At 60.7% G+C, this 19,739-nt stretch carries 19 protein-coding genes and 1 pseudogene; 12 read left to right on the top strand and 8 right to left on the bottom strand.

All coding sequences use genetic code 11. The features are described 5' to 3' along the window. Positions 1-8 precede the first annotated feature (8 nt). A complete protein-coding gene (locus tag ACA060_RS17435; protein WP_497312035.1) occupies positions 9-1,214 on the bottom strand; it encodes an NAD(P)/FAD-dependent oxidoreductase in 1,206 nt (401 codons plus the stop codon). 368 nt (positions 1,215-1,582) lie between these two features. On the opposite strand from ACA060_RS17435, the gene ACA060_RS17430 reads away from it, so the two are divergent. Next, positions 1,583-1,891: a hypothetical protein gene (locus ACA060_RS17430; protein WP_371922084.1), complete on the top strand. Its 309-nt coding sequence runs from the start codon at positions 1,583-1,585 to the stop codon at positions 1,889-1,891. Positions 1,892-2,049: 158 nt separating this feature from the next. Here ACA060_RS17430 and ACA060_RS17425 read toward each other — a convergent pair whose 3' ends face one another. The 4 genes from ACA060_RS17425 to glcD are packed head-to-tail and all read right to left on the bottom strand — an operon-like array spanning position 2,050 to position 6,256. Continuing rightward, positions 2,050-2,451 carry a heme-binding protein gene (locus ACA060_RS17425; protein ID WP_109632761.1) on the bottom strand — a complete coding sequence of 134 codons (402 nt, stop codon included), beginning with the start codon at positions 2,449-2,451 and terminating at the stop codon, positions 2,050-2,052. Then, positions 2,448-3,689: a glycolate oxidase subunit GlcF gene (gene glcF, locus ACA060_RS17420; RefSeq protein WP_497312033.1), complete on the bottom strand. Its 1,242-nt coding sequence runs from the start codon at positions 3,687-3,689 to the stop codon at positions 2,448-2,450. The genes ACA060_RS17425 and glcF overlap by 4 nt, the downstream gene beginning before the upstream one ends. Positions 3,690-3,692: 3 nt before the next feature. Continuing rightward, positions 3,693-4,757 (bottom strand): glycolate oxidase subunit GlcE, encoded by a 1,065-nt coding sequence (gene glcE, locus ACA060_RS17415; RefSeq protein WP_497312031.1) that lies wholly within the window; start codon positions 4,755-4,757, stop codon positions 3,693-3,695. Then, positions 4,757-6,256 carry a glycolate oxidase subunit GlcD gene (gene glcD, locus ACA060_RS17410; protein WP_497312029.1) on the bottom strand — a complete coding sequence of 500 codons (1,500 nt, stop codon included), beginning with the start codon at positions 6,254-6,256 and terminating at the stop codon, positions 4,757-4,759. Before glcD ends, glcE begins: the two co-directional genes overlap by 1 nt. A 233-nt stretch (positions 6,257-6,489) precedes the next feature. Between glcD and glcC the strand changes: the two genes are divergently transcribed. Both glcC and ACA060_RS17400 read left to right on the top strand, forming a co-directional pair. Then, positions 6,490-7,257, top strand: a complete 768-nt coding sequence (gene glcC / locus ACA060_RS17405; protein WP_109632754.1) for a transcriptional regulator GlcC — start codon at positions 6,490-6,492, stop codon at positions 7,255-7,257. 106 nt (positions 7,258-7,363) lie between these two features. Further along, positions 7,364-7,999 (top strand): hypothetical protein, encoded by a 636-nt coding sequence (locus ACA060_RS17400; protein ID WP_497312027.1) that lies wholly within the window; start codon positions 7,364-7,366, stop codon positions 7,997-7,999. A 39-nt stretch (positions 8,000-8,038) separates the two neighbouring features. Here the strand turns inward: ACA060_RS17400 and ACA060_RS17395 are convergent, their stop codons facing one another. Further along, positions 8,039-8,584, bottom strand: coding sequence for a hypothetical protein (locus tag ACA060_RS17395; protein WP_497312025.1), 546 nt, complete (start codon positions 8,582-8,584; stop codon positions 8,039-8,041). A gap of 285 nt (positions 8,585-8,869) precedes the next feature. Here ACA060_RS17395 and ACA060_RS17390 point away from each other — a divergent pair, with 285 nt between their 5' ends. From ACA060_RS17390 to ACA060_RS17370, 5 genes are all read left to right on the top strand, one after another. Then, positions 8,870-10,873, top strand: a complete 2,004-nt coding sequence (locus tag ACA060_RS17390) for an aminotransferase class I/II-fold pyridoxal phosphate-dependent enzyme (RefSeq protein WP_497312023.1) — start codon at positions 8,870-8,872, stop codon at positions 10,871-10,873. 28 nt (positions 10,874-10,901) lie between these two features. Then, positions 10,902-11,702, top strand: a complete 801-nt coding sequence (locus ACA060_RS17385; RefSeq protein ID WP_497312021.1) for a transporter substrate-binding domain-containing protein — start codon at positions 10,902-10,904, stop codon at positions 11,700-11,702. Between the two features lie 130 nt (positions 11,703-11,832). Beyond that, positions 11,833-12,546 carry an ABC transporter permease gene (locus ACA060_RS17380; protein ID WP_109632746.1) on the top strand — a complete coding sequence of 238 codons (714 nt, stop codon included), beginning with the start codon at positions 11,833-11,835 and terminating at the stop codon, positions 12,544-12,546. A gap of 5 nt (positions 12,547-12,551) precedes the next feature. Continuing rightward, positions 12,552-13,250: an ABC transporter permease gene (locus ACA060_RS17375; protein ID WP_497318295.1), complete on the top strand. Its 699-nt coding sequence runs from the start codon at positions 12,552-12,554 to the stop codon at positions 13,248-13,250. Continuing rightward, entirely contained in the window at positions 13,250-14,257 is a 1,008-nt protein-coding gene (locus tag ACA060_RS17370; protein WP_497312019.1) for a DMT family transporter, read from the top strand. Before ACA060_RS17375 ends, ACA060_RS17370 begins: the two co-directional genes overlap by 1 nt. Here ACA060_RS17370 and ACA060_RS17365 read toward each other — a convergent pair. Further along, positions 14,213-14,698 (bottom strand): annotated as a pseudogene (locus tag ACA060_RS17365) (TetR family transcriptional regulator C-terminal domain-containing protein); the annotation flags it as partial. The gene ACA060_RS17370 and the pseudogene ACA060_RS17365 overlap by 45 nt on opposite strands. A 170-nt stretch (positions 14,699-14,868) precedes the next feature. Between ACA060_RS17365 and ACA060_RS17360 the strand changes: the two are divergent. Then, positions 14,869-15,885, top strand: a complete 1,017-nt coding sequence (locus ACA060_RS17360) for a M14 family metallopeptidase (RefSeq protein ID WP_497312017.1) — start codon at positions 14,869-14,871, stop codon at positions 15,883-15,885. Between the two features lie 52 nt (positions 15,886-15,937). On the opposite strand, the gene ACA060_RS17355 is transcribed toward ACA060_RS17360, so the two are convergent. Then, a complete protein-coding gene (locus ACA060_RS17355) occupies positions 15,938-16,093 on the bottom strand; it encodes a hypothetical protein (protein WP_178082311.1) in 156 nt (51 codons plus the stop codon). Between the two features lie 162 nt (positions 16,094-16,255). On the opposite strand from ACA060_RS17355, the gene ACA060_RS17350 reads away from it, so the two are divergent. The 3 genes from ACA060_RS17350 (at position 16,256) to ACA060_RS17340 (ending at position 19,635) form a co-directional block, all read left to right on the top strand. Further along, positions 16,256-16,636, top strand: coding sequence for a RidA family protein (locus tag ACA060_RS17350; protein ID WP_109632739.1), 381 nt, complete (start codon positions 16,256-16,258; stop codon positions 16,634-16,636). A gap of 184 nt (positions 16,637-16,820) precedes the next feature. Beyond that, a complete protein-coding gene (locus ACA060_RS17345) occupies positions 16,821-18,170 on the top strand; it encodes a GntT/GntP/DsdX family permease (protein WP_109627859.1) in 1,350 nt (449 codons plus the stop codon). A 139-nt stretch (positions 18,171-18,309) separates the two neighbouring features. Next, positions 18,310-19,635 carry an OprD family porin gene (locus ACA060_RS17340; protein ID WP_497312015.1) on the top strand — a complete coding sequence of 442 codons (1,326 nt, stop codon included), beginning with the start codon at positions 18,310-18,312 and terminating at the stop codon, positions 19,633-19,635. Positions 19,636-19,739: the final 104 nt, after the last annotated feature.

Raw genomic sequence — 19,739 nt, 5'->3', positions numbered from 1 at the left:
CCAGGTCTTCAGGCCACCGGAATCATCGGGTCAGCCGCTGCCAAAGCAATGGCCCGATCAGCGGCTGGCGGGTAGATCCACTGGGTGTTGATCTGCGTCTTGAGCTCCTTGGCTTCGTCCTTGACCAGTTTGAGCTGGCGATCCCAGCCTTCGGTGAACACCGCGCCCCAGGCACCCAGGTCGAGGCAGGTCACGTATTTCGGTTGACGGTAAGGGGTTGGCGCGACGCCCAGCAGATCCGCAGCAACGTTGTTCCCGGCGTGACGGCCCAGGGCGATCGCATGCTGGCACGACATGGCGGCGAAATTGCCAAGGTCGTCGGTGGCGGCATAGGCGACGTCGCCGGCGGCATAGACATGCTTCTGGCCCAACACTTTCAGGTTTTCATCGACGTGCAGGCGTCCTTGCGGATCGCGATCGCTGGTCAGATGTTCGGTCAGCGGACTGGCGCGGAAACCGACGGTCCAGATCACCGTTTGCGCCTCGATGTGGCGGCCATCGGCGAGGGTAACGCCGTTGGCGTCCACCGCAGCAACACTCGCGTTGACGATCCATTCGACGCCCAGGTGTTCGGAGGCCTCGATGAGCGACGGACGAATGCCGTCACCCAACGTCGCACCGATCTGCGGCGCGCGGTCGACGATGATCACGCGTACGTCCTGGTCATCGCCCAGCACAGCCCGCAGGCGTGCCGGCATCTCGGTGCCGGTCTCGATCCCGGTAAAGCCGCCACCGGCGACCACCACAGTGTTGCGGGCAACGTTGTACGGCTTGTCCTTGAGGGATTTGATGTGGTTTTCCAAACGCACGGCGGCTTCGATCTGGTCCACGTCGAAGGCGTGCTCGGCAAGGCCTGGCACTGCTTTCGGACGGGCCAACTGGCTGCCGGCCGCCAGCACCAGACGGTCGTAGCTCAACGCTCCCTCGCGACCCGCTTCATCGCGGTAGCTGACGGTCTTTGCCTGCTCGTCGATGCGCTCGGCCATGCCTTTGACGAAACGTACGCCGACCGAGTCGAACAGTGCGTCCAGCGGGGCGAACATCTTGTGCACGTCGGGTTCGTAGAAGCGGGGACGGATGCGCAATTCCGCCTGAGGCGCCAGTAAGGTGATGTCCACGTCGTTACGGTCGTGCATGTCCAGCAGACGTGCGGCGCTCAATGCACTCCATACACCACCGAACCCCGCACCGATAACCAGAATTTGCTGTTTCATGATTTGTTCCTGAAAAGAGTGGTCAATAGTCTTGAAGGTGTTTTTCAAGTTGGCGGGACGGCAGTCGTCCGCTGTGAGTGCAGGGTATTGACGGAGTCTGCTGGGCGCACTTCTACATCGGTTCAGCAAAGTCATACTTCAGTGCGCGGAAGATATACCAAGGTATTAGCGGGAGGAGGGTGGTCTTGATGCAGTCCAGCAGTTTGTCGGCGTCACAGGGTTCAGGCAGCCAGGCAACCGTGTGAAGCGATCCACCGTTAACGGGCAAAAGAGGCATTTTGCTGGCCCCGAAGCTTCAAAGTTGTCGCCAAAATCACTTCATTTTCAGGTGGTTAGGCGGAATGCAATTGCGAAGTGTATTTGTCACGATGATCTCGTTTGCCCTGGCCAGCGTTGCAGCCACTGCCCAGGCCAAGGAACTGGCCTCCAATGATCGGTATATGTGCAGCTGGGGAGCGGGAACGGCAGCGAGGGCCCAGGAACTGAAGCTGGCCGGGGTCTCGCTGTATGCCGCCCGGCAGAAGATTCAGGCGTACAAATTCAACAAGGCGTGGATGCGCATGATGGCGATGGGCATCACCGAGCAGACTTACGACAGCAAGTCGCGATTCAAGCCGGCGGATGTCCGGCAGAGTTTTTATGAGGAGTGCGTGCGGTACAAGTTGGCGCGTAAATAGAGAAGCGAATAGTTCGATATCGGTCAGTTAAGCGTAACCTCCTGTGGGAGCGGGCTTGCTCGCGAAAGCGGTGTATCAGTCGACATCAATGTTGACTGTGCTGCCGCCTTCGCGAGCAAGCCCGCTCCCACAGGGTTCTGCGGTGTGATCTGGTTTTCTCAGTTCAGGCACTGCGCCCCGGCCTTGGCCACTTGCGCATCCTGCTCGGCTTTCACGCCAGACACACCCACTGCGCCAATCACCTGACCGTCGACAATAATAGGCACGCCACCTTCAAGGGAAGTCAGCAACGGCGCCGACAAAAACGCGGACCGTCCTCCGTTGACCATCTCTTCATAACCCTTCGATTCACGCCGGCCAAGGGCGGAAGTGCGGGCCTTTTCGGTGGCGATGTAGGCGCCGATCGGCGCGCAACCGTCAAGGCGTTCCAGGGCCAGAGGATGGCCTCCATCGTCGACAATCACGATGGTCACGGCCCATTGATTGTTCTGCGCTTCACTGCGGGCGGCGCTGAGAATCCGGCTGACTTCGGTCTGGCTCAGTACGGCTTTGCTTTTCATGGGAATACTCCGGGGCTCGATGGGGGCAACGCGGCTTCGACCAGCTCGATCCAGTGCCGGACCGGGGTTCGGCCCGCTCCGTCGAGGTGCGACTGACAGCCGATGTTGGCCGTGACAATGACTTCGGGATGACCGCTTTCCAGTGCGTTGAGTTTGTTGTCGCGCAGTTGCCGGGACAGCTCCGGTTGGGTGAGCGAATAGGTGCCCGCTGAGCCGCAACACAGATGACCATCAGGAACGAACGTCAGGTTGAAACCCAGCCTCGTCAGCAGCGCTTCAACCGCTCCGCCGAGCTTTTGTGCGTGCTGCAAGGTACAGGGGCAATGAAATGCCAGGCGCTGATCGCTGTGTATGCCGAGCTTTTCCAACGGCTCGTCGCGCAGTACTTCAACCAGATCCCTGGCCAACGCACTGACCTTCCTGGCCTTCTCGGCATACGCCGGATCGGCGCTGAGCAGGTGGCCGTAGTCCTTGATGAAGGCGCCGCAACCGCTGGCGGTTTGCACAATTGCCTCGGCGCCTTGCTCAATGCTCGGCCACCACGCGTCGATATTGCGGCGCGCGCGATCAAGGCCGGCCGCTTGTGCGTCCAGGTGATAATCGACCGCGCCGCAGCACCCGGCCTCGCGAGCCGGCATAACGCTGATCCCCAGTCGATCCAGGACACGCGCGGTGGCCGCGTTGGTGTTCGGCGACAGACTCGGCTGCACGCAGCCTTCAAGCATCAGCACTTGCCGCGCGTGGCGGGCGGTCGGATGTTGTTTGGCCGGATACACATGGCGCGGCAACTTGGCTCGCAGCGTGTTGGGCAGCAACGCACGGAACATCTGGCCGCTGCTGACCAATGCTTTGAACAGCCCCGGATTGGGCACGATGCCGCGCAGGCCTTCGCGCAGCAAGCGCTGGTCGAGTGAGCGCGGTACCGCTGCATCGACCACCGCGCGGCCGATGTCGAGCAAGTTGTGATAGTCGACGCCCGAGGGGCAGGTGGTTTCGCAATTACGGCATGACAGGCAGCGATCCAGATGTTGTTGAGTCTTCTGGGTGACCTCGTTGCCTTCCAGCACTTGCTTGATCAGGTAGATGCGCCCGCGCGGTCCGTCCAGTTCATCGCCGAGCAGTTGATAGGTCGGGCAGGTGGCATTGCAGAAGCCGCAATGCACGCAGGTGCGCAGAATGCTTTCGGCTTCTTCGGCGCGGGGCAGTTGGCGGGCCTGTTCGCTCAAGGTGGTCTGCATGGGTCAAAGCTCCGCGTACAGGCGACCGGGGTTGAAGAGGCCCCGTGGATCGAGTTGGTCCTTCAAGTTGCGGTGGTAGCGCATCAGTGCTGCGGGCAGCGGTTGGAACGGGCTGTCGATCAGACCGTGGCTGTAACAGGTCACATGCCCGCCGACTTCATCGACGACTTTGCGAATGAACGTCGCTTGCGCGTCTGATTTGAGCCAGCGCTGGGCGCCGCCCCAGTCGATCATTTGCAGGCCGGGCAGGGAAAGCCGTGGGGTGTTGTGCGGGACGGACAAGCGCCAGAGCGGCTGGTCTTCATCAAAGAAACTCAACCGATGTTCGTTGAGATCCGCCCAATACGAACCCTCCAGCAACTCGCCACCCAAGCGGTCATGCGCCGCTTTCACCGAGCCTTCGCCACCTTCAAGCCGCAGGTGCAGGCGCTGACCGTCGTGACACGCAGCGCTGATCGGCAGCGGTTGCTGGCCCCATTCGGCGAGGCGCAGCAAGGCGCGATCACTGTCCATTTCCAGACTGATGCTTAACGCTTGCCGAGGTTTGGGCAGCACCTTCAGCGAGACTTCGGTGATCACGCCAAGGGAGCCATAACTGCCCGCCATCAAGCGCGACAGGTCGTAGCCGGCGACGTTTTTCATGACCTCGCCGCCGAAGCGCAAATGCTTGCCGTGGCCGGTGATGACCCGTGTCCCGAGGACGAAGTCCCGGACCGATCCTGACCACGGACGCCGCGGTCCCGACAACCCGCTGGCAATCATTCCGCCCACGGTAGCGCCGTCACCGAAGGAGGGCGGTTCGCACGGCAGCATCTGCTGCGCCGCGTCCAACACCACGGCCAATTCAGACAGTGGCGTGCCGCAGCGTGCGGTGATTACCAGTTCGGTCGGGTCGTAGCTGACGATGCCGCGGTGGCTGCGCGTGTCGAGGACTTCTCCCGCCGCGATCCTGCCCAGGAACGCTTTGCTGTTGGAGCCCTGGATGCGCAACGGGATGGCGCTTTGCAGAGCCAGGTTGACCTGCTCCAGCAGGCTGGCGCTGTCATCGATATCGTGTTCGCTGCGCATCAGAAACGCTCCAGGTCCGGGAAGGGCAACTGACCCATGTGGACATGCATCGCGCCGAACTCGGCGCAGCGGTGCAAGGTTGGAATGTTCTTGCCCGGATTGAGCAGACCGCCCGGATCGAACGCGGCTTTGACGGCATGGAACAGCGTCAGCTCATCACTGTTGAACTGCGCACACATCTGATTGATTTTCTCGCGGCCGACCCCGTGTTCACCGGTGATGCTGCCGCCGACTTTCACGCACAATTCGAGGATCTTTCCGCCCAGGGCTTCGGCGCGATCGAGTTCGCCGGGCTGGTTGGCATCGAACAGAATCAGCGGGTGCATGTTGCCGTCGCCGGCGTGGAAAACGTTGGCCACGCGCAGGTCGTATTCAGCCGACAGCGCAGCAATCGCCTGCAGCACACCGGGCAGTTCGCGGCGCGGAATCGTCCCGTCCATGCAGTAATAATCCGGCGAGAGGCGACCCACCGCCGGGAACGCATTTTTGCGCCCGGCCCAGAAGCGCACGCGTTCGGCCTCATCTTTAGCTTGGCGCACTTCGGTGGCACCGGCCTGTTCCAGCACTTGGCGCACGCGGTCGCAGTCATCGTGAACGTCGGCTTCAACGCCATCGAGTTCGCACAGCAGAATGGCTTCGGCGTCGACCGGATACCCCGCGTGGATAAAATCTTCGGCGGCGCGAATGGCCAGGTTGTCCATCATCTCCAGGCCACCGGGAATGATGCCGGCGGCAATAATATCGCCCACGGCGCGACCGGCTTTTTCAACGGAATCGAACGCCGCCAGCAGCACCTTGGCGGTTTGCGGTTTGGGCAGCAGTTTGACCGTGACTTCGGTGATCACCCCGAGCATGCCTTCGGAACCGGTGAACAACGCCAGCAGATCAAAACCCGGGGAGTCGAGCGCTTCGGAGCCCAGGCTCAGGTGTTCGCCATCGACGGTGAGGATGTCGACTTTGAGCAGGTTGTGCACGGTCAGGCCGTATTTCAGGCAATGCACGCCGCCGGCGTTTTCGGCGACGTTGCCGCCGATGGAACAGGCGATCTGCGAGGAGGGATCCGGCGCGTAGTACAAGCCGAACGGCGCGGCGGCCTGGGAAATTGCCAGGTTGCGCACACCCGGCTGGACCCGTGCGGTACGGGCAGCGGGGTCGATGTGCAGGATGTTATTGAAGCGCGCCATCACCAGCAGCACGCCTTTCTCCAGCGGTAACGCACCGCCGGACAACCCGGTGCCGGCGCCGCGAGCGACCACCGGGACGTGAAATTCATGGCAGAGTTTAAGCACGCCCTGGACTTCGTCGAGATGGCGCGGCAGCACCACCAGCATCGGCGTGGTGCGGTAAGCGGAAAGTCCGTCGCATTCGTATGGCTTGAGTTCTTCCTGCTGATGCAGGACTTCCAGGTCTGGCAAGCGAGTGCGCAATGCCTGGAGCAGTGCCGCTCGGTCGACATCAGGCAGAACGCCGTCGACGCGCTCATCGTAGAGGATGTTCATAGGCAGTTCACGACCCTCCGTTGTTTTTATTAGAGGCCTGTTTCTGGTGAAAGCTCACTTGCATCATTGGCCTGGCGCGTCCTACTGTCCATGGGTTGTTTGAGTGGTCGAACCAGTTCCTTGGCGGTGATTTCCGAGTTCATGGAAAAAATAAGCGTCTAAACAGGCAGTTAGAGTTGTATTCGACGTGTCGGGTTTTGCCGGCAACGCTGGTCATACCAGTTGGAGGCTCGATGGACAGTGCGCAAGTGACCCGCAATCCTCAAGTCGCAGACGTGGTCTGTGAACGCATAGAGCGCCTGATCGTGGACGGGGTCCTCAAGACCGGGCAGCTGTTGCCCTCGGAACGGCGCCTGACCGAAAAGCTCGGCGTCTCGCGCACAGCGCTGCGCGAGGGCCTGAAATTGCTGCGTGCCCGGGGGATTATCAAGACGGAGCAGGGCAAGGGATCGTTTGTCGCGGATCTGTCGGGTCAGGGGGCCGCATCGCCGCTGATGCATTTGTTCAGCTCGCAACCGCGCACGCTCTACGATTTGTTCGAGGTGCGCAGCCTGCTGGAAGGCGAGTCCGCTCGGCTGGCCGCCTTACGCGGCACCGAGGCGGATTTTGTCCTCATCACCCGCAGCTATGAAGCGCTGCTTGATGCTCACACGCGGTCGATGGAAGCGAGCGAACACGCGCGGCTCGATCATGCCTTTCACTTGGCGATTTGCGAGGCCTCGCACAACCCGGTGCTGGTGCAAACCTTGCGCTCGCTGACGGACTTGCTGCTCAACACGGTGTTCGCCTCGGTCAACAACCTCTACCACCGCGCACCGCAAAAGCGCCAGATCGACCGGCAGCACGCCCGGCTCTACAACGCCGTGACCGGTCGCATGCCCGAGCAGGCGCGCAAGGCCGCCATCGCGCACATCCAGAGCATCTGCGAGAACCTCAGGGAAATCGAAAGCGAAGAGCAGCGTCTGGTCAGGGCCACGTTGCGGCTGGAAGGGTGGGCGTGAGGCAGCTCGTTTTTAAGTGATGGCCTTTTACAATCGCTGACAACGCTCTAGAATCGCGGCCAGCCTCCCGCATGGAGGCGCTATGCCATCATTTAAGGGAGTTGTCATGCAATTTGGGAAAGTTCTAGGGTTGGCCTTGGTGCTCGGGCTAAGTGGTTGCGCCAGCTTCACCCAAGACGAAGTCGCTCCGGTCAACCTGCCGTCGATGTCCAGTTATTCGAACAAACCGAACGTCTATGTAGACTTCGATTTCTATCAAGGCGAGCCGAAAAGCGCTTCAGCCGTCGAAATGCCGCAAGCACGCGACATGCTAAAACCCGAACTGCAAAAAGTGCTGAGCGATTCCGGTCTGTTCGGCCGTGTCACGCTGGACGAGTTCCAGAAACAGCCGGGTGATTACAACCTGCGCTTGAAGGTTTACAACCATCCACCGGGCGGTGGTCAGCTGGTCATGGCCTTTATCAGCGGCCTGACGTTTACCGTCATTCCGACCATGGCGACCGACCAATACACCATGAGCCTGGAGACACTCGACTCGCAAGGGCAAACGCTGACCAACGCGAGCAACCATGACGGGATCAACACCTGGATGGGCATCTGGTTTGTGCCGTTGATGGCCAACACCCCGAAAGAGGCAATCACCGATACCTTCAGCCGCCAGGTCAATGCGTTGCTCAAGCAGGTGGTCGAGAGCAAAAGCCTGAAGTACTCGGCACTCGATGCAAACGTGCCGCGAGCCTGACAAAAAACAAGAGCCGCATGAGCGGCTCTTTTTTTGCCCTTACTTGAGGGCTTGAATGAACTGCGGGTCGCTGTACAACGTCTTCAGCAAATCACGAACCATCGGGTTGTAGGCATTGGCGGCATTGGGAATCGCGATGGCGCCGAAAAAGCTACTGTCCCACTGGCGGCTGACATCCTTGGTCGCGTCGTAAACCACCTCATTACCCTTGAGCAACGTAAAGCGCGCCGCAAGCTGGCCCGTTCCGGTGCCCATGCCTGCAGTCAGCTCATTCTTGACCACCAACACATCCAGATGTCGCTGAGCTTGCGGGTTCAGCAGGCCCGCCCGGCCCAGCTCTTCGGTAATGGCATCCTGTATATGTTGCGTGATGCTGCCACTCGGCGAGCTGATCGGGTTGGCCCGGACAGTCAACGAGCCCTGACCGGCATCTGCCTTGACCTGAGCATTGCTGATCGATTGCAGGGGTGGAGTCTGCTTGAGTTGTTGGACGTTTTCGAAGCTCGGCTCATAACGGGTCATGGTCACGCCACAACCTTGCAGCAACAGGGCGAACAGGGGGACTAACAGTAGGGACTTTTTCACGGCGTTTCCTTGCGTGAGTGTTTGCGGGGGCAGGATTATCGGTTGATGGCAGATGGCTAGCAACTGGCTTTTAAACGTCTTGTCGACGGCGGCGAGCCGCTTGTCGAAGCCTTTCGTTTTGTCGGCCTGGAAACGGCACGACTGTCGTAAAAACGACCTGTTTACGCTGAACGCGAACCCTGGTCACTTTTCTGTTGAACGAGTGTTCAGCTTCGACTATGTTCGTTCCACCTCCCCGGCTGGTAGCGCGGGCTTGCGTTTCTTCTATTCGAACGAGGCACTGGCATGCGGTTTTCACCCTTTGTTGAGCGGATTTCAGGCGACGGCGTTGCCGCCTGGGATATTCACAATGCGGCCTTTGAAGCCCAACGCCGTGGTGAGGATGTGATCATTCTCAGCGTCGGCGATCCGGATTTTCCCACCCCCGATTTCATCACCGATGCCGCGATTCATGCGCTGCGCGAAGGGGACACCCACTACACCGAAATCGCCGGGCGCCAGGCGTTGCGAGAAGCCATCGCCACCCGATACAGCTTGCTGTTCGACCGCGAGGTGACGGCACCCAACGTGATCATCGCGGCGGGGGCACAGAACGCGCTGTTCATCACCTCGATGTGCCTGCTCAATACCGGCGACGAAGTGATTGCCCTGGACCCGATGTACGTGACCTACGAGGCGACGCTCAAGGCTTCCGGCGCCACGTTGGTACGCGTGCCGTGCGCGGCGGATTCAGGTTTTCGCCTCGATGCCGCCGTGCTGGCCAAGGCCATCACCCCGCGCACCCGGGCGCTGTTCTTCTCCAATCCGAATAACCCTACCGGCGTGGTGCTCAACCGCGAAGAGCTGCAAGCCATTGCCGACCTCGCCATCCAGCATGACCTGTGGGTCGTGGTGGACGAGGTCTATGAGAGCCTGACCTTCGAACGCGAACACCTCAGCCTGGCGGCATTGCCGGGCATGGCCGAGCGCTGCGTGGTGGTCGGCAGTCTGTCGAAATCCCACGCCATGACCGGCTGGCGTACCGGCTGGATCGTCGCCGATGAAGCCCTCGTGGCGCATGCCGAAACCCTGGTGTTGAGCATGCTTTACGGCTTGCCGGGCTTTGTCATGGAGGCCGCGCTCAAGGCGGTTCAGGCCCATGAAGACGTGACCCACGGCATGCGCGACATCTATCGGCGTCGCCGTGATCTGGTGGTGACCAGCCTGTCGGAGTGCCCGGGCATTTCAGTGCTCAACCCCGATGCCGGCATGTTCGTGCTGGTGGACGTGCGAGAAACCGGCCTGACTTCTCTGGAGTTCGCCTGGCGGCTGTTGCGTGAGGCGCGCGTCTCGGTGTTGGACGCGGCCGCTTTCGGCGAGCCGGCCCAAGGCTTTGTGCGGCTTTCATTCACCCTGGGTGAAGAACGACTGGCCCAAGCCTGCCAGCGCATCCGCGATTTTGTCCTGGTGTTGAAAGGTGAAGCGCCGCGCCCGGTGATCAGCCGTGTCACCTGCGAAGCGATTGCTGAACCGGTCAAGGCCAAGACCATGATTGAGGTCGATGGCCTGCACAAACGCTTCGGCAATATCGAGGTGCTCAAAGGCGTTTCCCTGACCGCCCGCGAAGGCGATGTGATCTCGCTGATCGGTGCCAGCGGCTCGGGTAAAAGTACCTTGCTGCGCTGCATCAACATGCTCGAAGTGCCGGACCAGGGGCGCATTCTGGTGGACGGCGAAAGCATCCACCTGAACTTCGACCGTCCCGGTGCACCGCTGGTGAAGGATGCCAAGCAACTGGTGCGCATCCGGTCCAGCCTGGGCATGGTGTTCCAGAACTTCAACCTCTGGCCCCATCGCACGGTGCTGGAAAACCTCATCGAAGCGCCGACCCAGGTCCTGCGTGAAAGCCGTGCGGAGGCCACTGAGCGGGCCGAAGCCTTGCTCGAACGCGTGGGGCTGTCGGCCAAGCGCAACGAGTACCCGGCGTTTCTTTCCGGGGGACAGCAACAACGGGTGGCCATCGCCCGGGCCCTGGCCATGCGGCCCAAGGTCATGCTGTTCGATGAACCCACCTCGGCACTCGACCCGGAACTGGTCGGCGAAGTGCTGCGGGTGATCCGCTCCCTCGCGGAAGAAGGCCGGACCATGATTCTGGTGACTCATGAAATGGCGTTTGCCCGCGATGTCTCTTCCAAAGTCGCCTACTTGCACCAAGGGCTGATCGAGGAAACCGGTTCGCCGGACGAAGTGTTCGTACACCCACGCAGCGAGCGTTGCCGGCAGTTCGTCAACGCTCATCAGACTCGCTGAAAACATCATAAAAAGACGGGGCAAAATCATGGGAAATCGACGTTTGGCAAACTGGATGACGGGCGTGGCCTGCGTGTTGCTGGCTGGCATGAGCGCGGCCCAAGCTCAAACTCAGCCGCAGCCGATCAGGTTCGCGGTCGCAGCGGAACCCTATCCGCCGTACACCGAGAAGCAGGCCAACGGTGAATGGAAAGGTTTTGAAGTCGACCTGATCCACAAGCTGTGCAGCGAAATGAAAGCCGAGTGCGAGATCAAGGAAGTGGCGTGGGACGGGATCATTCCGTCGTTGCTGGCGAAGAAGATCGACGTGATTTTCTCTTCGATGTCGGTGACAGAAGAACGGGAAAAACAGATCGCCTTCAGCAAAGCGTATTACGACTCTGTGATTGCGATTGTCGGGCCCAAAGGCGCGTCGGTGAAAAAGTATCCGGATGACCTCAAGGGCAAGATCATCGGTGTGCAGAACTCGACGGTGAGCGCCAGCTACCTCAAGCAGTACTACGAAAAAATCGCTGACGTGAAGTATTACGACACCCAAGACTCGGCCAACGCCGATCTGATTGCCGGGCGCATCGACCTGATGATGGCGGACGGTACGGCCATGGCGGCTTTCGTCCAGACCCCGGATGCCCGCAACAGCAACCTCGAGTACCTGGGCGCCGTGCCGTATGACCCGATCTTCGGCAAGGGCGTGGGCGCCGGTCTGCGCAAGGATGACGCCGAACTCAAGGCCAAACTCGACAAGGCCATCTCCTCTTTACTGGCCAGCAAAGACTATGACGACCTGTCCCAGCACTACTTCGGTACCAGCGTGAAACCCGCGTTCTGACCTGAACACAAATCCCTGTGGGAGCGGGCTTGCTCGCGATGCTTTTGGCGGCCTCAAGGGCCCCATCGCGGGCAAGCCCGCTCCCACAGGGGATTGCATCAGACAGTGATTGCGCTAACCGGAGACTGAAATGCCAGCCATGTTCGAATTGATCAACTTCAGCGAAACAGGATGGGGCGGTGCGCTGTTGAAGGGTCTTTGGATGACCCTGCAAATATCGGCCGGGGCCTTTGTGCTCGGGCTGTTCATCGGTCTGGTGGTGGCCTGCCTGAAGCTCGGCGCGCCAAAGCCTATCGCCGCGCTAATGCGCGGTTACACGACCTTGTTCCGCGCAATTCCGGAGTTGCTGCTGATCCTGTTGCTGTACTACGTCGGCTCCATGCTCCTCAATTCGCTGATGACCCAGATGGGTTACGGCACCGTGAATGTCAGCGGTCCGCTGGCCGCCATCGTGGTGCTGGGGCTGGTGCAGGGCGCCTACGCCTCGGAGATTTTCCGTGCAGCGATCCAGGCGATTCCTTTCGGCCAGATCGAAGCGGCGAAGGCTTTCGGCTTGAGCGGTTTTGGCCTGTTCCGCCGCGTCACGCTGCCGATCATGGCGCCGTATGCGATGGCCGGGATGGCCAACCTGTGGATCAACCTGATCAAGGACAGCGCCTTGATCAGTGTGGTCGGCACCAATGAGCTGTTGTACACCGCCAAGCAAGGCGCGGGCTCGACGCGTCATTACTTGTTGTTCTACCTCACGGCCGCAGCGTTGTACTACGCGGTGACGTTGGTGTCCAACTACCTGTCTGGACGGCTTGAGCGGCGTATTCGTCGCTGGATGCCTTTGGCTGAGTGAATGAAATGATTCCAGCGTGGATAGTTGAATACGCGGCGCTGTTGGGCCGGGGGCTGCAAACGACCATCACCATCCTGTTGATTTCCAGCGTGTTCGGTTTTGCGCTGGCGGTGCTGGTGGCGCTGGCGCGGATCTCGAAAAACAAAGTGATCGCCAAGGTCAGCTTGTTCTACACCAGCGTGACCCGCGGCACGCCGTTGCTGATCCAGATCTACATTTTCTACTACGGGCTCGGCAGTCTGTTTGCGCAGTTCCCGCTGATACGCGGCAGTTTTCTCTGGCCTTATTTGCGCGACGGATATTGGTACATCGTGTTCGCCCTGGTGGTGTCGGTGGGGGCCTATGTCGGCGAAGTGATTCGCGGCGGTCTGTTGGCGGTGCCCAAAGGCGAGATGGAAGCGGCCTCGGCGTTTGGCATGACCCCGCGTCAGTCGCTGCTGCGGGTGCGCTTGCCTCGGGCACTGCGGTTGCTGTTGCCGACACTGGCCGGGGAGACCGTGATGCTGCTGAAATCCACGGCGCTGGCCTCGACGATTGCCATTGTCGACCTGCTGGGCGCCGCCAACGTGGTGCGGGCGCAAACCCTGCAAGTCTATGAACCGCTGTTGCTGGTGGCCGGCGTTTACGTCTGCCTGACGTTCCTGATCGAGGCGCTGTTTGCCTTTGCCGAACGGCGCGGGACGCCTGTGCGCAGGTCGGTGTAATGAGCACGTCGCAAGTCGTCGACCGGTCGCTGCAAGGCATTGGCCTGTGCACCTTGGGATACGCGTTCCTGGCGTTGCAGGACGCGGTCATCAAGTGGCTGGTGGCCGACTACTCAGTGGTCACCATCCTGTTCTGGCGCAGCCTGGTGGTGGTCGTCGCTTGCCTGTTGGCGGGGCGCCTGCGTCTGATCCAGCGCGCCTGGAATTCGCCGAGCCGACGCTTGCTGGTGGTGCGCGGTTTGCTGTCGATTGTCGCCTGGCTGCTGTATTACACGGCCGCCCGGGACCTGTCGCTGGCGGAAATGACCACCCTGTATTTTTCCGCGCCGATCATGGTCACGGTGCTGGCGGCGGTGATTCTCAAGGAACGGGCCAGCGGCTGGCAGTGGTTTTCCCTGATCCTCGGGTTTGTCGGGGTGATCATCGCCTGTCGCCCAAGCCAGATCGTCGACCCGTGGCCAATCGTGCTGACGCTGCTGGCGGCGATGTGCTGGGCGTTCACCTACATCCAGTTGCGCCAGGTGGACGACCAGACGTCAGTACTGGAGCAGATGCTGATCACCAACGTGGTGTTTGTGCTGTGCATGACCGTCGCATTGCCCTGGACGTTCACCCCGGCGCCGACCCCGGCGTGGTTGGGCATGCTGGTTGCCGGGCTGGTGGGTGGTATTGGTCAGTTCCTGCTGTTCGCCAGTTTTCAGCGAGCTACCGCCACCTTGTTGGCGCCGTTCGAATACACCGGATTGATCTGGGCGTTCCTGCTGTCAAGCCTGATCTGGGGCACGCTGATGGATGTGTCGCTGATGATCGGTGCCGGGTTGATTGCGGTCAGCGGCACCCTGGCGATGATCTTCGGTCGCCACCCGTCACAGGACGTCGTCGGTGCTGAATGCTCCGTGACGCAGCCCCTTTATCCAGCAACGACAGATGTGGAGGCCGTTGGCGGGGCTGAAGGTTTCGGGGTTCAGACACCACTCGATCCAGAGTCCGTCGAGCATCGCCGATAAACCAATGGCGGCCAGGCGCGTGTCGTGGATCACGAACCCTTCGCTGGCGGCCATCTCATCCAGCAGTTGGCGCAGCAGATCGAGATACGCGCTGTAGCTTTTTTCGTGGGACTGGCTGACGTGTTCGGAGTGACGAATCAGGCTCCAGAACACCACCCAGGCGCCCAGCAATTGCGGGTCCATGACCCGAGGCGAAAAAGAGCCGCTGAGGAACGCGTCCATCTTTTCGGCGGGCGTGCCGGCCTGCTGGATTTCCTGGAGCAGGGCGGTGGTCAGTTCGCTGGCGATCTTCTGATAAGTGTCGGCGATCAGCGCATCGATGCTGCCGAAATGGTGATTGAGCAGTCCGACGGACACCCCGGCCTCCGTGGCAATGCGGCGCACGGAAATGCCGGCATGCCCGTCACGGACCAGGCAACGCAAGGTGGCGGCCACCAGCATTTCGCGACGCTCATCGGGTTCTGCGCGACGGTTTTTAGGAGGGGTGGTTGTCACAAGGGAATCCTTGGGTGCGGTGCCTGGCTGGCGAGCTTAGTTGAACGTGCGTTCAATCTCCAGTGTCGGCAGCGATGCATCGGTTTTTAACGGTCAAGACGGGGGAGGACAAGCAGATGGCGCAGGATATTTCGTTCGGTGTTCGCAACAACAACGGCGACGCGGTGCAAGTCGGCGCCTGGCGCTTCGAGGGCGACGGCAGCGGGCCGACGGTGCATTTGCAGGCGGGGGTGCATGCCGACGAAATCGCCGGGATGCTGGTGCTGCATCTGTTGATGCAACGGCTTCAGGTCGCCGAGGCGGAGGGCCGGCTCAAGGGCCGTGTGACCGTGGTGCCGCAAGCCAATCCACTGGGCATCGGGCAGTTTCGCCAAGGGCGGATTCTCGGTCGCTTTCACGACGCGACCGGGCATAACTTCAACCGCTCGTTCGACCAGTCGGCCGCGATGGAGCGACCATCGACCAACGTCCAGGAATGGCAGAAAAAACTGGTGCAACTGGCGGCCACGGCGGATGTGATGCTCGACCTGCACACCGATGACGAAGCCTTGCCGTACCTCTACGTGCACCGCCGTTTCTGGCCCCGTGGCCGCGAACTGGCAGCGGCGATGAAAATGGACGTGGCGATCATCTGGGAGGACGGCGGCGACGGCTCCTTCGAAGAAACCATCATTGCGCCCTGGTTGCGCGATGGCGTCACCGACCAGCGCATGGCCGCGACCCTGGAGTTGCGCGGGCAGGGCGATGTCAGCGATCGATTGGCCGAGCAGGATGCCGCAGGGCTGTACGCCTGGCTATGCAGTTACGGGGTCATCGACGAAGCGCTGTCACCCGCTGACTGGCCCGTCGAAGTGATGGAAATGGGGCAGATGGAAACTATCCTCGCGCCGCAACCCGGGGTGCTGATCTTTGAAAAGGAACTGGGTGATTTCGTCGAGGAAGGGCAACGGTTTGCGCGGATTCTGCGACGGCCCGGTGATCCGTCTTCCGAAGTGGTGCTGGTGGCCGAGCAAGCGGGGCGGATGGTCACTCGCTATCGGGACCGGCTGGTGTCACAGGGCATGGTGGTCGCGAAATTCACCGGAAGCCGGATTTCGCGCAACTGGAGTGGCGGGTTGCTGGACCCGAACTAGGTGCGGAGCATGCGGCCATCCCCGCTGAACACACGCGGGGATGGCCTTCACGCTAGTTCCCATCCGCGACTTTGCGTTCTATCTCGTCTATTTTCCGTTGGAGCGCCTCGGCTTCATTCTCTTCGGGAGGCGTTGTTTCATCGACCTCTTCGGCGTCCCTGTCTTTGCGATCCCTTTCGGTGTCACTGACACTGTCATCGTTGTTCATCGTGCGTACCTCCGTTGACCTACACATTGGATGCAGCACCTGGGAGGGAGTTCGAGATTTTTTCCTGGGGGCCGCCGCGCACGCATTCCAGCCTGCGGGCTGTAAACTGTCCGCGCAAAAGGCATCGACCGCCTCTTTACCTCCTCAAGCACGAGATCCCCCATGGCAAACCAAGACATCGCGTTTACTCCTGATCCTGACGCGGATTCCATCTCCTCCGACGTCACCGGCTTCGGCGGCATTCTGGTCTCCACGCAGATTCCCACCCGCGCCGACGGCAGCCTGGAACTGGGCGACATCACGCTGCAGAGCGAATGCACGTTGCAGGCGCTGAAGGTCGCGCTAGAAGGCGCCGGCAGTTCCATGGACCGGGTTCTGCACCTGACCATCTACCTCACCGACATGGCCGACCGCGCGGCGTTCAACGAAGTCTACAAACGCTTTTTCGCCAAGCCGTGGCCGGTTCGTGCCGCCGTCGGTGTGGCCGCGCTGGCGGTCGAAGGCATGCGCGTGGAAGTCACCGCGATGGCCGCCAAAGCCTGACGTTTTGGGTCAGGCGTGATGAAAATCCGCCTGACCCAGTTTCAAAAACACCGAGGCTTCATGCCTCTGCGCGACAACCCTTATCCCTCTACGAAAATTAGTTTCGCCTCGTTTGAAAATCACGCCTCGAAATGTTTTATGAGTTTCACAACCCATTCGACGTGACCCTTTCGAGGAGTACCGCATGACCCTGTCCTTCGGCTATTGGCTGCTGGTGTATGCCGCCATCGCCATCATTGCCCTGATCGTTCTGATCGCCCGTTACCGACTTAATCCGTTCATTGTCATCACCCTCGTGTCCATCGGCCTCGCCTTGCTGGCGGGCATGCCGCCGTCCGGCGTGGTCGGCGCCTACGAGGCCGGGGTCGGCAAGACCCTGGGACACATCGCGCTGGTGGTGGCGCTGGGCACCATGCTCGGCAAGATGATGGCCGAGTCCGGCGGTGCCGAGCAGGTGGCGCGCACCTTGATCGACCGGTTCGGCGAGAAGAATGCGCACTGGGCCATGGTCTGCATCGCGTTTCTGGTCGGGCTGCCGCTGTTCTTCGAGGTCGGTTTTGTGTTGTTGGTGCCGATCGCCTTTACCGTGGCGCGCCGGGTCGGCGTGTCGATCCTGATGGTCGGCTTGCCGATGGTCGCCGGCTTGTCGGTGGTGCATGCGCTGGTGCCGCCGCACCCGGCGGCAATGCTGGCGGTGCAGGTGTATGGGGCGTCGGTCGGGCAGACGTTGATGTACGCGATTCTGATCGGCATTCCGACCGCGATCATTGCCGGTCCGCTGTACGCCAAATTCATCGTGCCGCGCATTCAACTGCCGGCGGAGAACCCGCTGGAACGCCAGTTTCTCGACCGCGAACCGCGTGACAGCCTGCCGGGGTTCGGCATCACCATGGCGACCATTCTGTTGCCGGTGGTGCTGATGCTGATCGGTGGCTGGGCCAACCTGATTTCCACACCAGGCAGCGGTTTCAACCAGTTTCTGCTGTTCATCGGCAACTCGGTGATCGCGCTGCTGCTGGCGACACTGCTGAGTTTCTGGACCCTCGGCATCGCCCAGGGTTTCAACCGCGAATCGATCCTCAAGTTCACCAACGAATGCCTGGCACCGACCGCCAGCATCACCTTGCTGGTCGGTGCCGGCGGTGGCTTGAACCGGATTCTGGTGGATGCCGGCGTCACCAACCAGATCGTCAGCCTGGCCGATGAGTTTCACTTGTCGCCGCTGATCATGGGCTGGCTGTTTGCGGCGTTGATGCGCATTGCCACCGGGTCTGCCACGGTGGCGATGACCACCGCCTCGGGGATCGTGGCGCCGGTGGCCATCGGTCTGGGTTATCCGCATCCGGAGCTGCTGGTGCTGGCGACCGGCGCCGGCTCGGTAATTTTTTCCCACGTCAACGACGGCGGCTTCTGGTTGATCAAGGAATACTTCAACATGACCGTTGCCCAGACGTTCAAGACCTGGACCGTGCTTGAGACCATTATTTCGGTGGTGGCGTTTGCGCTGACCGTGGGTCTCTCTTACTTGATCTAACTCGAACACTCCGATCGCTTCCCTCAAGGCTCATGGTCACCCATGGAGCGCGTGATTGTGCGCGCCGCTGTTGGGTGCCAGGGGCGGATCGCGGTCGCATAAGAACTCAAAAAAACAAAAAATCACCCTGGAGCACTGTATGTTCAAGCGAGCAATCCCCACCGCACTTTTGTTGGCCACCGGTTCGATGTGCGCACAGGCAGCCGACTCTGCCGGCCATGGTTTTCTCGAAGACAGCAAAGCCAGCCTGTCGATGCGCACCTTGTATTTCAACAGCGACAACCGCGACGGCGCGGCCGAGCCTTCGAAAACCGAGGAGGCGGCGCAGGGTTTTGTCTTGCGTTACGAGTCCGGGTTTACTCAAGGCCGGGTCGGGTTCGGGGTCGATGCCCAGGCGTTGCTCGGCGTTACCCTGGACAGTGGCACCGGGCGCCACAACGGCAGCGGCATGATCCCGTCCGATGGCGACGGTGCAGCGGATGCCTGGAGCAGCTTTGGCCCGACGGCGAAGATGCGCATTTCAAAAACCGAATTTCGCTATGGCACGCTGCTGCCGAAGTTGCCGATCCTGATCTCGAACGATGCCCGGGTGTTGCCGCAATCGTTCACGGGTGCGCAGGTCACTTCGAACGACATCGATGGCCTGATGTTGACCAGTGGTGTGCTTGAACACGCGGTCGGTCGTGCTTCGACTGACCGCACTGGACTGTCGGTGGCGGGCAGCACTCAGGACAGCAACAAGTTCTATTTCGCCGGGGGTGACTACAACGTCACCAAGGACTTGAAGGCGCAGTATTACTTTGCGCAGATGGAAGACTTCTACAACCAGAACTTCTTCGGCCTGACCCATGTGCTGCCGATCGATGGCAAAAGCTCCTTTACCACTGACTTACGTTATTTCCGTACCACGTCGACCGGTGCCAACAGTTCTGCGGCGGGCAGGGCGCAAGGGTATCGGGTGTCGGGTTTTACCGAGGATAACAACGGTGAGATCGACAACAACACCTGGGTGGCGATGGTTACCTATGCGAACAGTGGTCATGCGGTGTCGGTGGGGCATCAGCGGGTGGGTGATGGCAGCAACTTTGTACAGCCGAACCAGGGCAGCCTGATTGATAAGGGGGCGGGTGGTGGTAGCGTTTATCTGCCTACGGACCGGATGATCCAGAGCTTTGCCCGGGCGGGTGAGGAGACCAGTTTTGGGCAGTACAGCTATGATTTCGCGCCGTTGGGGGTGCCGGGGTTGAAGGCTACGATCGCGTATCTGAAGGGGACGGGGATCAAGGCGCAAAATGCGGGGGATCAGTCTGAGTGGGAGCGTGATATGACGCTTGATTACGTGCTGCAATCGGGGTCGCTCAAGGGGCTTGGGTTCAGTTTGCGTAATGGCAAGTCGAATACGGATGCCGGGAGGGATGTGGATCAGAATCGGTTCATCATTAACTACACGCTTTCGTTGTTGTGACGGTTTTGGGTGGTGGGCATATCCGTTTTTGGAGTAATGGCGGCTATTTGTTCCGCCCTTACGGCGGGTCACTTTGAAGAGCGCAAAGTAACCAAACGCTTTCG

The sequence above is a fragment of the Pseudomonas sp. LBUM1671 genome (assembly GCF_059695685.1).
Note: the sequence above shows the minus strand (reverse complement) of the source record. Positions and strands in the feature narration are given on the sequence as shown.